The organism is Nostoc sp. 106C, from assembly GCF_002154725.1.
Lineage (GTDB): Bacteria > Cyanobacteriota > Cyanobacteriia > Cyanobacteriales > Nostocaceae > Aulosira.
In genome coordinates this window covers 1-16,574 of sequence record NZ_MTAW01000083.1, presented here as the reverse complement: position 1 = coordinate 16,574, position 16,574 = coordinate 1, and the positions used below count along the sequence as shown (strand labels likewise).

General features: G+C 42.5%; 12 protein-coding genes and 2 pseudogenes. 2 read left to right on the top strand and 12 right to left on the bottom strand.

The genetic code is table 11. The features are described 5' to 3' along the window. Positions 1–96: 96 nt before the first annotated feature. The 9 genes from BV375_RS08955 to BV375_RS08915 form a co-directional block, all read right to left on the bottom strand. Positions 97–483, bottom strand: coding sequence for a hypothetical protein (locus BV375_RS08955; RefSeq protein WP_086759542.1), 387 nt, complete (start codon positions 481–483; stop codon positions 97–99). Positions 484–692: 209 nt separating this feature from the next. Next, positions 693–980 (bottom strand): hypothetical protein, encoded by a 288-nt coding sequence (locus tag BV375_RS08950; protein WP_143842035.1) that lies wholly within the window; start codon positions 978–980, stop codon positions 693–695. Positions 981–1,262: 282 nt separating this feature from the next. After that, positions 1,263–2,480, bottom strand: a complete 1,218-nt coding sequence (locus BV375_RS08945) for an ABC transporter permease (RefSeq protein ID WP_086759537.1) — start codon at positions 2,478–2,480, stop codon at positions 1,263–1,265. A 67-nt stretch (positions 2,481–2,547) separates the two neighbouring features. Next, on the bottom strand, positions 2,548–4,020 hold the full coding sequence (locus BV375_RS08940) for an efflux RND transporter periplasmic adaptor subunit (RefSeq protein ID WP_086759533.1): 1,473 nt from the start codon (positions 4,018–4,020) through the stop codon (positions 2,548–2,550). A gap of 840 nt (positions 4,021–4,860) precedes the next feature. Further along, the gene (locus BV375_RS08935; protein ID WP_086759531.1) at positions 4,861–6,294 is read right to left on the bottom strand and encodes a TolC family protein; all 1,434 of its coding nucleotides are present in this window, start codon (positions 6,292–6,294) and stop codon (positions 4,861–4,863) included. 155 nt (positions 6,295–6,449) lie between these two features. Continuing rightward, a complete protein-coding gene (locus BV375_RS08930; protein ID WP_086759528.1) occupies positions 6,450–7,121 on the bottom strand; it encodes an ABC transporter ATP-binding protein in 672 nt (223 codons plus the stop codon). Positions 7,122–7,188: 67 nt separating this feature from the next. Then, positions 7,189–8,460, bottom strand: coding sequence for an ABC transporter permease (locus BV375_RS08925; protein WP_086759546.1), 1,272 nt, complete (start codon positions 8,458–8,460; stop codon positions 7,189–7,191). A 31-nt stretch (positions 8,461–8,491) separates the two neighbouring features. Then, positions 8,492–10,063: an efflux RND transporter periplasmic adaptor subunit gene (locus tag BV375_RS08920; protein WP_086759544.1), complete on the bottom strand. Its 1,572-nt coding sequence runs from the start codon at positions 10,061–10,063 to the stop codon at positions 8,492–8,494. A 776-nt stretch (positions 10,064–10,839) separates the two neighbouring features. Continuing rightward, on the bottom strand, positions 10,840–11,427 hold the full coding sequence (locus tag BV375_RS08915; protein ID WP_086759525.1) for a TetR/AcrR family transcriptional regulator: 588 nt from the start codon (positions 11,425–11,427) through the stop codon (positions 10,840–10,842). A 323-nt stretch (positions 11,428–11,750) separates the two neighbouring features. Between BV375_RS08915 and BV375_RS08910 the strand changes: the two genes are divergently transcribed. Beyond that, positions 11,751–12,635, top strand: a complete 885-nt coding sequence (locus BV375_RS08910; RefSeq protein ID WP_086759523.1) for a tetratricopeptide repeat protein — start codon at positions 11,751–11,753, stop codon at positions 12,633–12,635. Positions 12,636–12,781: 146 nt separating this feature from the next. Here the strand turns inward: BV375_RS08910 and BV375_RS08905 are convergent, their stop codons facing one another. Continuing rightward, positions 12,782–13,180, bottom strand: a complete 399-nt coding sequence (locus tag BV375_RS08905) for a response regulator (protein ID WP_086690124.1) — start codon at positions 13,178–13,180, stop codon at positions 12,782–12,784. Between the two features lie 227 nt (positions 13,181–13,407). Here BV375_RS08905 and gyrA point away from each other — a divergent pair, with 227 nt between their 5' ends. Beyond that, positions 13,408–15,912: a DNA gyrase subunit A gene (gene gyrA, locus BV375_RS08900; RefSeq protein WP_086759521.1), complete on the top strand. Its 2,505-nt coding sequence runs from the start codon at positions 13,408–13,410 to the stop codon at positions 15,910–15,912. A 229-nt stretch (positions 15,913–16,141) separates the two neighbouring features. Here gyrA and BV375_RS08895 read toward each other — a convergent pair. Beyond that, positions 16,142–16,306 (bottom strand): annotated as a pseudogene (locus BV375_RS08895) (IS5/IS1182 family transposase); the annotation flags it as partial. A 35-nt stretch (positions 16,307–16,341) separates the two neighbouring features. After that, positions 16,342–16,488, bottom strand: a pseudogene (locus BV375_RS38080) (IS5/IS1182 family transposase); the annotation flags it as partial. Positions 16,489–16,574 lie beyond the last annotated feature (86 nt).

The following is a 16,574-nucleotide window of genomic DNA, read 5'->3' as shown; positions in this document are numbered from 1 at the left end:
CGCTACACTCCGTTTCGCTCGCAATGACAATTGGGCATTTTTTTACTTGGAGTACTCTTAAGCGATCACAGATTGGCAATGATAACTACTCTATAACTACTCTGTAGCAGGTGCTTTGGAGTCTGCGTTTGATTTTATCCGCGTGATGGTGGCTTTACGAATGCGATCGCTCTTGCGTACCCCGCCTGTTAATTCATATTCTCGGCTGTCTTTGCCATACTTCAACACTACACCACTCACTAAGCGTTCTAAGGTTTCACGAATCGTCTTTTCCAGAGTTTCGATGTTGTCTTTTGCCGAGTCAAGAGAGTTTAAAAGACGATTATACTGGTAGAGTTCTTCGCGCAGTTGTCCAGTTAACTCAGTCAAATGCTGGAGACTGATGGAATCACCAAAATTGAGGTTAGGATCGATCGTTTGAAACCCGATTTTCCGCTGTTCAGTTTTTTCTAGCAAGGATGAGCTTTTTTTCTTGCGTGGCATCAATGCGCACCTTTTATTTAAATTTATTATTCTAGAATCTCTCATAAATATAATGAGGTGCTTCAGTAAAAATAGCCAAAATTAGGCTTTTTTTTTGCCAATAAACTTTGGATTATTATCTCAGTAATTACACGAAAATAATACCAATTCAAATAATGTTTAAGACACATAGATTATTCGTAGGGCACGGCATTGCCTTGCCCTTACAATTATCTGTACTCACCAACTTGCAATCTGCTGTATATTTCTTCATATACAATCACAAACTTGCCTTCTGAACAAAACGACTTGTGTTGTGAACCAAGCAACTTGCGTTCTGAATGAAACGACTTGTGTTCTGTACGAAACAACTTGTGTTGTGTACGAAACGATTTGTGTTCTGAACCAAGCAACTTGCGTTCTGAATGAAACGACTTGTGTTCTGTACGAAATAACTTGCCTTCTAAACGAAATACAGCAGATTGCAACTTCGTGGGTACATATAATTTTAAGGTCACGGCAGTGCTCATACGTGTCAACTTAACGTGAAACCCTTGTTAAAACGTGATTTTGTATTCACTCACCTACCATTACGATCCTCGTCACCCCACCCCAGTTTTGTCTAAAGCCAAAACTTCCCCTCCCCGCCTGCGGAGAGAAGTTGCGTGCGGGGGTTCCCCCCGTTGAGCAAACTTCGGGGGAGGGGATTAAGGGGAGGGGTAAAACGTATGTGGGATAAGCGTTTGAGCTTAAGTTGACACCAATGGGCAGTGCTGTGCCCCTACTGAAATACAGCGCTACTATGCGCTTCTCAAAGCTACAATCGGGTCGAGTTTAGCGGCGCGTCGTGCGGGAACAACACCAAAGAATAAGCCAATACCGCCAGAGATACCAACAGCCATCGTAATTGCTACAGGAGAAATTCCGGCTTCTAAGGGAGTTAAGGCTGCGACTAAGAAAATACCACCAACACCAACCGCAGTACCTACCAAGCCACCAATTGCAGAGACAATTACGGCTTCAATGATGAACTGTAGCAAAATATCTTGCTCAGTTGCCCCGATCGCTTTTCGCAATCCAATTTCTTGGGTGCGTTCGGTGACGGAAACTAGCATGATATTCATAATGCCAATGCCACCGACAAACAGAGATATACCAGCGATCGCTGCTAGCATAATTGTTAATGCGCCTGTAATTTGCCCGACTGTTTGCAAAGCGTCTTTCTGAGAACGGATTGTAAAGTCATCTTCGCCGTTAATTTTGTGCCGTTGTCGTAGCAAATTGGTAATTTGAAATTCTGCTGCATCGACGCTATCAGCATTCTTAGCAGAGGCGACAACGTATGACACCTCCAAGCCATAGGGAGAAGTTCGCCCAATCAGGCGGTTAGCTGTGGTAATAATTGGTACTAATGCTGCATCGTCGTAATTCACACCTAAGTTAGAACCTTTGGCTGTGAGTACTCCAATCACTTGAAAGCTAGTATTTTTAATTCTTAATTGCTGACCTACAGGATTAACACTCCCAAACAGTCTTTCTGCTAAGTCTGCACCCAGTACAACAACTTGGTTACTGCGTTTCATATCTATGTCAGTAAAAAATCGCCCTTTTTCTGGGTCAAAATCTCTTACTGTCAAGAAGCTGGGAGTTGTACCAATGATGTTGACATCCGTGTTGCGATTACGGTAAGTCACCACCTGTCGGCTATTCAACTCCGCGGTGACATTCGCTACCGTTGGTACTTGAGTTGCGATCGCATCTGCATCTTCTAAAATCAGAGTTTTTGGCACATCTCTGGAGATGCGCTGAGTTTCTTGATTACCTGGAAGTACAAATAATATATTTGGCCCTAAGGATTCTAACTGTTGAGAAACATACTTCTGCCCACCTTCACCAATCCCAATCATGGCAATTACTGAGGCATTACCAATAACGATACCCAACATGGTAAGGGCACTACGCAGTTTATTTGATAGCAGGGTTTTCCCCGCCATTTGAATGCTTTCTAAGAAGTTCATTGTTAGTTGTCATTTGTCATTGTTAGTTGTCATTTGTCATTTCTCCGCGTCCCTGCGTCTCCCTGTTCTATTTATTACTCTGCGCTTTTGCTTTTTCAATTTTGTAATCCTTGGGTGGGTTTACAAATATGCGATCGCCCGCTTTCACTCCTTCTAAAACCTGAGTTTGGTCTTTGATTTGTGCGCCGGTCGTGACTTCACGAAACTGGGCTTTGTTATTTTCGTCGGGGATGAGTACGCCAGTTTTACCTTTTTCGGTGACAATTGCTACGGTGGGTAATACTAACGCATCACTAACGCGATCGCCTAAAAAGGTCAAATCCACATTTAAGCCTGAACGCAGTTTATCTAAACCAGTATCCAGACTCACCCGCACTTGGAAGGAAGTTACACCTTGTTCAACCACTGCTTCCGGTGCAATTAGGCGCACACGACCTTTAAATACTTGGTCGGGATAAGCATCAGCCACAATTTCTACCTGTTGTCCCGGTTTAATTCTGCCAATATCGGCTTCTGGTACTTGAGCTAAAACTTCTAAACCCCGCGCAACAGCAACAATTGAACTAGAAGTTGCTGATGCACTGCTAGAAGCAGAAGTTGTCGGCGTGACGAATGAACCGATATTTGCATACTTCTGCGTCACAATCCCACTAAAGGGAGCGCGAATCACTGTATCTGCAAGCCTTACCTGCGCTGCTTGGAGTTGAGCTTGGGCAGCTTTCACGGCTGCTTGGCGTTGGGCAATTTCTTCAGGACGGCTACCATTTTGCAACAGCACTAGAGCTGCTTGTGCTTCTGTAACGGCTGCTTCCTTGGCGTTGATTTCTTCAGTGCGAGTTCCACTTTGCAACAGAGAAAGCCGTTTTTGCGCTTCTTGTAAACTAGCTTTAGCTCTGCTGTCTTCACTAATATATTGATCGAGTTGATCTTGAGAAGTTGCGCCTTGTCGTGTTAATTCCCGATATCGCTTTACCCTTGCTTGCGTCAAGTCAACCTGTGCTCTTGCTGATTCTACTTGAGCTTGCGCCTGTCCAATTTCTTGGTCGCGATTACCCGCACGCGCTGCGGCTAGCTGCGCCTCTGCTTGAGCCAAACGTGCTTTTGCTTGGGCAATTTCTTGGGGACGATTTCCTGCACGAGCTTGATCGAGTTGGGCTTGAGCTTGGGCTATGTTGGCGGTGTATTGAAGGATTTGTGCTTGAATATCACCTACATCCATCCTGGCGATAACTTGTCCTTCTTGCACGCGATCGCCTTGTTCAACATATAATTGCCCCAACACCCCTGGATTTTTGGGACTGATATTCACGCTCTGAACTGGTACTACCTTACCACTGGCAGTAATTCGGATAGTGACGTTTTGCTTTTCTACCGGAACCGTTAGTTGCGTAATGTCTTGTTTGCTAGTTCCCCGATTCACTAAATTATAGGTAGTAGTTGTGCCCACAACTAAAGTACCTGCTGCTATTAGCCCTATCAGCCAGCGTGATGGATACTTAACTTTTTTACCAATCAAGGGGATTTCTATGTGCGTATTCATGATAGCAGCCGCTAAAGATTGCTTTGCTACAATAGCTGTCGGTTAACGGGCTATTACAGCAATTTAGAGGGGAATAAAGTTTAGAATAAAGTTTAAATAATTCTCAACGACCTAAAAACTAGGTTACTCAATAATTGCTTAATTTCTTTTATGCTAACGGTTACATTATCTAAGTGGCTTCACCTGAATGGGTGACTTAGTAAGTAGAAGAGTCATAATAATTCGTAATTGATAATTCGTAATTCGTACTTATAAGCATAAATACAAGTAGGGTGGGCATTGCTCACCATATAAGGGTTTTGGTTTGCATTACCCACCCTAGACTTAAGCTTTATGAGTATGTGATTTTTGCAAAACTACAACCTAATTTCTATAGCGTTATTAATTGGAAATTATCCGTCTATAGCCTCTATTTCTCAATCAGTTATCATCAGCCTTCATCGGCGGTGAATTATTTATTATTTCTATTTTTGTGCAAAATCTAATACTAAGGGATGAAGACGTAAATCCGCTTTCATCCCTAGTTTGAATATTAGACCTCTTGCATAATACCAATTCAAATAATGTTTGCGACAGATAAATTCTTTGTAGGGGCACGGCACCAGTAAAATAATTTGATATACCAAAAGATTGTGGCTGCCGTGCCCCTACTCATGTGTCGCGTTCTTTTTTCAAAATGGTATAAGTCGATTTTTTGAATATCGAACCACAGATGAACACAGATAAACACAGATAAATATCGGTGTTCATCTGCGTTTATCTGTGGTTTTTTTATTCTTATTCGGATTTTTGCAAGAAGTCTATTAGTTGTATTAGCAAACTTTCTGCAAGGATCGAAATTTAGCGTGCAGCTCTAGAAGTAACAGAACGCTGTAAATTAGCCAAAGCGCGATTGTAATCTAAAATAGCTGAGACTCGATTACCTTCTGCTCTTGTCAAGTCGTTTTCGGCAGCAATTACCTCTGTTTGGGTGCCTACACCAGCTTGGAACCTCAACCTTGCTATCCGCAAAGCTTCTCTAGCTTGTTCTAAAGCCACAGTAGAAGTTTGCACATTATTTAGATTAGATTGCAATTGAAAATAGAACTGTTCCACATCAAAGCGAATTTGGTCACGCTGACTAGCAAACTGAGTTTCTGCGATCGCAATATTAGCTCTTGACTGAGCAGCTCTTGCTCTTGCTGCGCCACCATCAAACAAAGTGAGACTTGCTTGCAGCCCCACCGAGTAGCCATCAGTAACACTAATGTTATCGTTAAATCGATCGAGGAAATTATAGCTACCAGTCACACCAATTTGTGGACCTAACTGTGAAAGCGCCTGACGACGCTGTTGTTCAGCAATATTGCGTTGCGCCAACTGTTGGGGCAATTCTGGGCGATTTTGAAAAGCTTGCACAATAGTTTGTTCAAGTGTTTGCGGCCAAAGGCCCGCTATTCTCACAGGCTCGGCCGCTGTGACATCAATTGATTGTGGCAGACTTAATAGAGTGCCAAACTGACGACGAGCAATTTGCTGCTGTGAGATCGCAATAGTCAGCTGTTGTTGGGCATTGGCTAAATTAACCTGAGCTTGCAGTACGTCGAACTGCGTACCTACTCCTGCTAAGAGTCGTGCTTGTGTGTCTCGCAAACTAGCCTGGGCATTCGCTACCGCAGCCTGATTGATTCGGACTTGTTCATCTGCTCCTTGCAAATTGTAGTACTGGGTGGCGACATTTAAACCAATTATCAAAGACTGATTTTCAACATTCAATTCATCTATACGTGCTTGTTCTTCAGCTGCTCGGATATTAGCTTGTCGATTCCCAGAGGTATAGAGGTCATAATTCAACTGTGCTTGACCGTTGAAAGATGTGGTGGATGAAGAACCGCCACTAAAACCAGGTCCATTGTTAGTTAAATTAGAATTGAGATTAGCATTAGGCAGTAAAGCAGCTTGAGCTTCCCGGACTGCACTTTGGCTGCGTTGTAATTGGAATAAAGCTGCCTGCAAAGTAGGATTATTACGTCTTGCTAGTTCCAAAGCTTGAGCCAAAGTAATTGGCACAGTTCTCCGAATCGTCACTTCCTCTGGTTTGGTAGGAAATAGTAAAGGATTGGGATTTGGGTTGAGGTAATCGAGAGTTGAGGCAGAATTAGTACCTGTAATACTTTGGGCTTGTTGCGTTTCTGTAGGAGTTGCCGCATCTGCACTTTTAACTAAAGTTGGCATGAGAATAGCAGCTGCCACTGCAACCCAAGTAGAATGCACAAGAAATAAACTGAAATTCATAGTCGATGTAGTAGTGAAATGGTTTTCTCAGCGAATTTGAGGATGCAATTAAAAATTTTCATCATGTAATGCTCTAAATTTATCTAGGAAATTTGAAAATATAAATTGAATTAAATTTATCGAAAAATATTATATAAAATCCAAAATTGGCATAACTAGCCTACAATCAAACCATCTTGTACCCGGATAATTCGTTGGGTTTGAGCAGCAATATCTGGCTCATGGGTAACAATCACAATTGTAATTCCTTGGTCATTTAATTCTGTTAATAAATTCATTACCTCGTGGGAAGTTTCGGTGTCTAATGCTCCTGTTGGTTCGTCTGCCAAAACTAATGCAGGTCGATTAACCAAAGCACGAGCAATGGCTACCCGTTGTTGTTGTCCTCCAGAAAGTTGGCTGGGACGGTTAGCGACACGCTCTCTTAATCCTACCCGTTCTAATGCTTCCAATGCTCTTTGGCGGCGTTTTGGTTTGGGTAAATTAGCGTAAACCATTGGCAGCATTACGTTGTCTAACGCTGTTGCTCTTGCCAATAGGTTAAATTGTTGGAAAACAAAACCAATTCTTTGATTGCGAATATAGGCTAATTCATCATCATTAAAGGTTGTTAGGTTTCTACCTTCAAAAATATAGTTTCCTGTAGTCGGACGATCCAGACAGCCCAAAATATTCATGAGCGTGGATTTACCCGACCCCGATGCACCCATAATCGCAACATATTCTCCTTCCTCAATTGAAAGTTGAATTCCCTTGAGTATGGGAACCTCAACTTCTCCTAAGTGGTAGGTTTTGGTAATCGATTCCATCCAAATCATTGTAGGCATATTGTCATTTGTCCTTTGTCATTTGTCATTTGTTATTCTTGTTGTAGCCTTATCTCTCCTGCTTCCCTTAGTCGCTTCTTAAAGCGGTAATTGGATCTAATTTTGCGGCATTTCTGGCTGGAATTACACCAGCGATTAAGCCAACAGATAAAGAAAGCGCAAATCCGACAATTACTGAGATCAAAGAAATCACAAATGGAAATTTGAAAACAGTTGCAGCACCAAAGGCAATGACAATACCGCTCACCATGCCAATGGTTCCACCGACAATGGAAATGACGATCGCTTCGGCTAAAAATTGATTCAAGATGGCTGAGTTGGTAGCTCCTACGGCTTTGCGAATGCCAATTTCCCTGGTGCGTTCAACCACGGAAACCAACATAATATTGGCAATCCCAATACCGCCAACTACTAGAGAAATTCCGGCGATCGCTACTACCATCACCGTAAATAATCCCACAACATTGGTAAAGGTGCTGACAATATCAGCTTGGTTAGTTAAGCGAAAATCATCGACTTGCGGTGGATAGATGTTGTGACGCAGGCGTAAGAGATTGGTAACTTGAAACTGCGCCGCCTCTAACTGCTCTTGATTGGCACCTTTGACTAAAATCCCACTCACAGAAATGCCTGCTAGGGCATTGTTACCAACTAGTCTGGCCGACATACTAGTTAGCGGGATGAAAACTTGGTCATCTCGATCCATTGGTCCTTGAGAACCTTTGGGTTCCATGACGCCAATTACTTTATAAGCCTCTCCCCGAATCCGGATTGTCTCACCTATAGGATTGACACCCTGCTCAAACAGAGTTTTTTGCACTGTCGGCCCAAGCACAGCAACCTGTGCAGCCGTATTGAGTTCTTCCTCAGTAAAATACCTTCCCTGTTGGGGGTGAGTATTTCTCACTTCTGGGTAATTCAAATCAGTACCGTAAATTGTTGTTGATGTGTTTTGTCCCGCATAAACAACTTGAGCATTCCGCTGTAGATATGCAGAGACCATCTGAGCCGATGGCGCTTGTTGAGCGATCGCTTTAGCATCTTCCCAGGTCAAGGTGCTGCTAGAACCTATCCCTTGACTGATATTCCCACTTCTGGCTGCACCAGCTAAGATTTGGATCACATCTGTACCCAATGCTTGTATCTGTTGCTCAACTCCCTTTTGCACCCCCTGACCAACCGAGGTAATCGCAATGACTGAAGAAATGCCAATAATTACGCCCAGCATTGTTAGTCCTGTGCGTAATTTATTGCTCCACAGCGTTTCTGCTGCCATTGTCAAGATTTCTAACAACGGCACTGTGCGGGTATTCTTAGCTTTGTAAAAGCCCTTAAATATCTTAAACATACTGTTGTATTTAAAACTTTCTTTAAGGAGAACCGCCGCCTTGAGAACGTCCACCACCACCTTGAGAACGTCCACCACCACCGCCTAGACCAGGAAAAACCCCGCCTCGTGGTGTTGATTGCGGTCTTGACCCTGGTGGGAAACTCAGCAATACTCTTTCATCTCCTGTCAATCCAGACTTAACTTCGGTAAAGTTATTCACAGTCACGCCAGTTTCAATTCGAGTAAACACAGGTTTGTTATCCTCTCCTGCCACAAGCACACCTGTGGCATTTTCTCGGCGGACAACCGAGGCTGTAGGCACCACCAGCGCATTCTCCAATTGACCTACTTGGAAATCTGTTGTCACATTCATCCCCGACCGCAGTAATCTTTGAGGATCGGAAAGGGATAATCTCACTTCAAAACTAGTAACGTTTTGTGTGACTACAGATTGAGCCGCGATTTGCTTAACTCTACCCTCAAAGATTTTTCCTGGATAAGCATCTGCTTTCACGGTAACTTTCTGCCCTAGGCGGATTTTAGAAATATTAGTTTCGGCTAAATTTGCGACAACTTCATTCGTAGAAGCCAGAGCTAAAATCGAAGAAGAAGTCGCCGAAGATACGTCACTACTTGCAGTTGTGGGAGTCACAAAAGCGCCAGGATCGGCGTATTTTTTTGTGACTACACCATCAAAAGGTGCGCGAATGATTGTGTCATTGATTTGGGCTTGGACATTTTGCAGCGAACCCCGCGCAGATGTTACCTGGGCCCGTGCTGCGTCTATGTCTTCTTGGCGAGTTCCTGCTTTTACAAGTGCTAAAGCTTGCTGTCTTTGCCTAACTGTAGCTCGTGCTTGTTCGATGTCTTCGGGACGTGACCCTGCTTTTTGCAAAGCTAATGCTTGCTGTGCTTCATTCACAGCCGCTTGGGCACTGTCACGATCTGCACGTTTTTGGTTGACAGTCTGAAGGGAAATACCACCCGAATTGTAAAGTTGCTGGTTGCGACGGTAATCATCTTCTGCTTTACTCAGGGCCGCTTGCGCACTTTGTAAGCGTGCCTGTGCTTGGGCAATATCCTGAGGACGATTGCCTGCTTGTACCTTTTGCAGATTCGCTTGGGCTTCGTCTAATGCTCCCTGTGCTTGAGCAATATCTTGAGGACGATTGCCTGCTTGTGCTTTTTGCAGATTTGCCTCAGCTTGTGCCAGTTGCCCTTGAGCAGAGGTAAGTTGCCCTCGCAGATTGGAATCATCCATGTAAGCAACAATCTGCCCTGCTTTGACGAGATCGCCTTCTTTCGCCAGCAATCTTTTCAGAATGCCTGAATTTTTTGGGCTGAGGTTAATTGACCGCTCAGGTTTTACTGTTCCATTGGCTGAAACTGTGATTGCTAAAGTCTGCCTTTGTACAGGCTGTGTCAGAACGCGGCGTCTTGCTTGCTGAGTTGGAGCGACAGCTACCTGGTAATAAACTACGTAGCCAATTCCACCCAAAAGTAGAAGGGAGAGCAGCCACGGCAGCCATCGAATCTTGGCTTTGCTTCTTTTGACTTCAGGAATCAAAGCTGATGAAGATGAATCTACAGGGTTTGATGCATCAATTGTCATAGCTACTCTTTTTTTATCGGTAAACATGACTTGAACAAAATATTTTTGTATAAATTCATGCTAGTAATTATCGTCCAAAATCGTTCAAACTGGTGCATGACCAAAGTCACTAGTAATTCCAAACTTGCACATGACCAATGTCACCAGTTTTTCGGCAACGAAGCGCATTTTATTGATGCAGCTTGACCCTAATTAACTCAGCAAGAAATTATGAGCGCTTTGGCTAGCAAGCATTTAACACACCACTAATTTTCATCGTTTGTGATAGATAATTGAAACCATCTGCCTTTAAGACTGATTAGCCACATTATGCATCATGTTAAAAAACTGTTGTCATGCTGCTACACTGAGAAATTCTCTCATTACTAATAAGGTATCTATCTTGTTTGCAGTATGCAAATCTGGTGGTTACTTTTGTTACTTGTAATTGTTGACAAATCCTCGGTCTGTATCAGCATTATTACTCGATTTTCCTCAGCTTGTCTTTGTTGTTGATTAAAATTTTTACTGTTTTATGTTATTGCTCTTGTATTAGATAAAGTGCTTGAATTAATTTAAACTAACTCAATTCAAAACAAAATATGTCATCTAATAGTTGTACATCTGATGGCTAAAAATAGAAAATTTGGTTAGCTAAGATTGCGCAACTACCGCAAGCAGCAAATATTCTTTCTACCAGAACAATACTAAGTAACAACATACTATTACTTCTCAAGAAGTAAGTAGTTACTGATTAATAACTCCAAAAAAGATTGAGCCAGGTTGCTCAATTACAGCTAGCTTGGAGAAATTCCCTGCCAGAGAATGTCCACAAGATTCTGAACAAATACTAAATCATCTGTGGGTATATATTCTGGCGACGATATCTGCTCTAAAAAGATGTAGTTCATTAAAGACCCTAGTAAAATATGAGCGATCGCCTGGGGTTGGCAAACGCGAAGCCGACCTTGTTCGATCTCATGCTCTAAAAAGGCAGTTAATAGCTTGATATCTTGAATCGGCTTTGATTCTAGCTTCACTCCTAGTTCTGGAAGCGCATTTCCTCGTGAACGCAGCATCATAATTCGAGGCATGACATCACGGTGGAATTCTAGAATCCCAAGACACAACTGAATCAGGTTTTCTTTAAGTTCGCCTTTACCAGAAAGAGATTCCATCTCCTTAACCCAAGGGGGTGTTTCAGGAATTCCCATCGCCGCAAAGAATAATTCTTCTTTGGTAGAGAAGCGTTTGAAAATGGATGCTTCAGAAATACTGGCTTTTTGCGCTATTTCTTGAGTTGAACAACCGAAGCCTTTTTGTAAAAAGACTTCACGTGCTGCTGTTAAGATTTGCTGATTGGTAATTCTGGGAATACGAGCCATAAATAAGTAAGTAAATACTTATTAATTTATGAGTTTATTGATCGCAATGTCAATACTCAATCTGTTCCACGACTTGATCTCAAAAGCCCACAGTCAATAGAAAATCGGGTGAGTTAATTTATCCCCAGACTTCAATTGAGGAATTTTGTGTTAGTAATCAGTAATCAGCGATCAGTAGTAAAAACAACTGACTACTGACTATTAATTTCATGAAGCGAAGCGGAGTGGATTGACATTTAACAACAAAATTTGCCTTTCGTCTAGAGCGGAGATCGTTTAAGCTAGCTGAAAGATTCTTTGATTTGTGGGTAAGAGGGGGTAGTGTGCCTAAAAATATTAAACTAATTTCTTTTCTAGTTGTCTGTAGTTTGTGGAGTATGCCAAAAGCAGCGCAAGCACAGGCACTAATACCCCATACACTGCAACTCGATGCAGCGAAGTTAGAAAAACAAGGGTTGAGCTTGGCACAAGAGGCAGCTCAACTAGGTCAGTTTCAACAGTTTGAGTTAGCCTTGCCGCGAGCAAAGCTGGCTAGTCAACTGGCACCGAAAAATGATAAAGTTTGGTTTCTATTAGGTGGTTTGCATCTACAAACTAAAGAGTTTGATCAGGCGATCGCTGCTCTGAAAAAAGCTCAATCTCTAAACCCTAAGAATGCTGATGTGTTGTTTGCGATGGGTTCGGCTAACTTTCAGCAGCAGAAATATCCGGCAGCTATTGCCAATTACCAAGCTGGCTTAAAGATAAAACCCAACGATCCAGAAGGTTTATTTGATTTGGGGAATGCTTACTACATGACCGGTCGGTTGCCAGATGCGATCGCCCAGTACAATAAAGCCGTCTCCTACGATAAGAAATTTTGGCCGGCAATTAACAACACTGGCTTAATTCACTACGAACAGGGTGATACTCAAAGTGCAATTAAGCAATGGCAAACTGCTGTATCTTTAGATAAACAAGCCGCAGAACCTTTACTCGCTTTGGCAGTAGCCTTATATACTAAAGGCGATCGCCAACAGGGTTTAGCAATGGGAGAAGCTGCACTCCGCATCGATCAGCGCTATGGCGATTTGGATTTCCTCAAGCAAAATCTTTGGGGTGAACGTCTACTATCTGATACCAAAAAATTCCTGGAATTACCCAGGATTCAAGCGGCTCGACAGCAAGGGGAAAGCCCATTAAACCCCAGTCAACCGCCTGCTCAATAGCAGAACAGTAATTGGCAACTGGTAATTGGAACCGCTTTTACCCATTACTCATTACCACTTGCCGAATCATGCCTTTTCATAGTACATATATACTCATGTGACTGGAAGTCGGGCATTGCTGACAGTAAATCACCAATTCTCAGCTTTCATTCTGTGGGTAAAAGTGCCAGGATTTGGTCAACAAAAAGTTGATGGTCAACTACAGGCTTAGAGATGTAGCCATCAGCGCCGCTTTGCTTCAAGAAGTTCTCGCGATCGCCTTCCATAGCGTGAGCGGTAACCAAAATCACAGGTAAATTTGCAGTTTTTGGATCAGCTTTTAACATTTGTGTAATTTTGATGCCATCAACAGATTTACCCTGGTACACACTTCGCGAAAGAGAAACATCCATTAAAATAAGGTCTGCATCTCCCGATTGGGCAATTTCGATTACTTCTTCCACATTTTCTGTATGTTTAACATCTAAGCCGCCGCGCTTGCTTAAAATCTTGGAAAAAACGCGAGCATTGATTAGATCGTCTTCTACAATCAAAACAGTTTTCATGAGAATTTAACTTATGGGAATGGGGGGGATGAACACCTGAAAAAAACAGTTGTCTGCCTCCTTTTTAGTCTTCAATGTGTATCCCCGTCATCAAGGATAATACTACTGCTTCTTATCCTATGACTATCAAGATTTGGTTAGAAATTGCTTTTCATCCGTTATGCTGTGGTTGTTGCAGCCTTAATTTTCGGCGATTTTTGTGTAGTTAAATTTCAGGGAAAAAGCTCATGGCAAAACAGTTAAACCTTCTCTCAACGGGACAGGTAATCACCACAGCCCTGCACACGGAGATGCAACGGTCTTACCTAGAATATGCCATGAGTGTAATTGTAGGGCGAGCGTTGCCAGATGTGCGTGATGGCTTAAAGCCAGTCCATCGGCGCATTTTGTATGCAATGCACGAACTTGGTCTGACACCAGATAGACCCTATCGTAAGTGTGCTCGTGTCGTAGGAGATGTGCTAGGTAAGTACCACCCCCACGGCGACCAAGCAGTTTATGATGCCTTAGTCAGGTTAGTGCAGGAATTTTCTAGCCGCTATCCCTTATTGGCAGGACATGGCAACTTTGGCAGCGTTGATAATGATCCGCCAGCAGCGATGCGTTACACAGAAACGCGCCTCGCATCCATTGGCCAAGAGGGAATGCTAACGGAAATTGGCGAAGAAACTGTGGAATTTATTGGTAACTTCGATAATTCCCAGCAAGAACCAACAGTGCTACCAGCACAGTTACCATTTCTCTTACTCAATGGCTGTGCTGGTATTGCTGTGGGGATGGCGACAAATATTCCGCCACACAACTTAGGCGAAGTTGTTGATGGGTTGATCGCTTTAATTGACCAGCCAGATTTGTCAGATGAAAAATTATTTGAGCTAATTCCTGGCCCAGATTTTCCCACTGGGGGAGAAATAATTGGTGACTCTGGAATTCGGGAAGCATACACCACAGGTAAGGGTAGTATTGTTTTACGAGGAGTCGCAACCCTAGAGGAAATTCCTCCAGCGCGAGGTAGCAAGCGCCGGACAGCAATTATTATCACAGAACTGCCATATCAAGTAAATAAAGCAGGCTGGATTGAAAAAGTAGCAGAATTGGTGAATCAAGGACGCTTGCTGGGAATTTCCGATATTCGCGATGAAAGCGATCGCGAAGGAATGCGCGTAGTAATTGAACTCAAACGCGATATCAATCCCCAAGAAATACTCCAGCATTTGTATCATCAAACAGCTTTACAAACCAACTTTGGGGCGATTCTTTTAGCATTGGTAGACGGACAACCCCGTCAGTTAAGCTTGCGCCAGTTGTTGTTGGAATTTTTAAGTTTCCGAGAGCAAACCCTGAACCGTCGTTACAGTTATGAGTTAGGTAAAGCAGAAAATCGGCTACATTTGGTAGAAGGGTTGCTTTTGGCCTTGTCTAACGTAGATACAGTCATTGAAATTTTGCGACAAGCTGCTGATGGTAGCACAGCAAAAATTAGCCTTTGTAGTCGGCTAAATTTAAGTGAAGTGCAAGCAGATGCAATTTTAGCTATGCCATTGCGACGCTTAACAAGTTTAGAACAGCAGAATTTGCAGCAAGAGTTTGAGCAACTCACAGAGCAAATTAATTTATTACGCAGATTACTCAGCGATCGCAAAGAATTACTCAAAGCGCTGAAAAAAGATTTGCGATCGCTCAAGCGCAAATACAGCGATCCTCGTCGTACCAAACTAGTACCTTTCAGTGCGGAGATCAGAAAACCAGAAGATAAGGGGAAAGTTCGCCAACCAACAGAAGAAGATGAAGACAATCCTCAATCTTCTGTACCCTCAGAAGAAACAATTTTAGAGTTTACCCAACGGGGATATGTGCGCCGTAGTGTGCCCAATGGTAAAAAACCTAAAGCTGAAAACGGTCTGAATGATAACGACTTCATCATCCAAACTGAGTTGACTGACACAGAAAAAGATCTGTTGGTACTTACTAGTGGAGGTAAAGTCTACCCTGTGACAGTAGGAGACATCCCCGTAATCACTGGGCGTTCTCCCAAGGGAAGACCACTGATCACCATGCTTAGTAATACAGCTCAAGGTACTCAAGAAGCTGTTGTCAATCGCTTTGTGCTACCAGAAAATTCTGAAGTTACTCAGATGATTTTGTTGACAAAACAAGGACGAATTAAGCGCTTGTCCTTGGAGGAATTGACTAACCTGACTCGACGTGGAGTGACGATTGTCAAACTCAAAGACGATGATGAATTATTATTTACTCAATTCACGACTACAGGGAAACATCTAATTGTCGCCAGTTCGGGCGGACGCTTATTGAAATTTCCCGTCAATGACGAACAACTACCCATTATGGGACGTACTGCTATGGGACTGCAAGCATTACGATTATTGAAATCGCAGCAAATGGTTGGCTGTGTACCTGTGAATGAACAAGAAGATCTGTTGCTAGTTACCGAAGAAGGATATGCCAAGCGTATACCTGTGAGTCAGTTAAGATCTGCTAATAGAGGAGATTTAGGCACGCAATACCTAAAATTCACTAACAAAACTGACAATTTAGCAGGAATGGTTGCAGCGATCGCTTCAGCAGAGGTAGCCTTAGTGACTAATAAAGAAAGAGTAGTGCGACTACCTCTAGAAACAGTACCTTTGTTGAACAGAGATAGTAAAGGTGAAAGTATCCTCCAACTCAATCGCGATGAAAAAATTATCACCGTCGTTGAAGTACGGCAATAGTCTGTCAAACTAAAATTGACTGGTAAACCAACTTAGCAGGAATAGCGGAAATTAAGAGTACTACTATTGCGCTATGAAAATGAGCTTTATATAGCCCACATAGATGGGCTATATGCAAGAAGCAACTTTGTGTCTAAGTAGGGCTTGCTGAAAAAGTCAGAAAAAAGCGATTTTTAGGGTTGACTAGTGATTCAGACCCAATCATAAGTTTTTGTTGAATAGAAATACCTTAAATATAAACTGTAATTATATTAGACCAAAAAAAAGGTGTGGTTTTCAAAAATAGACATAAAAAAGCGTAAAAAAGCCGTGACAAGTGAGTAGAAAGATTCATCACTAAAAAAGTAATAGCAATTGCAGTCACAGAGGTATGAGACAGTTTAGCGATGACTCTAATCGTCGGGAGCATGTCAACTTTGTTAGAACAAATGCTATATCTCGATACGTTCTTGGTTTTTTATCTAATTTGATTTTCACTTGTTCATAAAGCAAGTCTATAATTTTCTCTGTCTGCTTTCTTGCTTGATTTAATAGCTCTAAATCTGTCGGATAACTGACATCTGCGTGTGCACAAGTCACTTATTTTTCAGCAACCCCTAACTATAACTATCCCTTTTCTGTCACTTTCCGGAATAAGCAAGTAGTAAAGAAGCTAAATCATC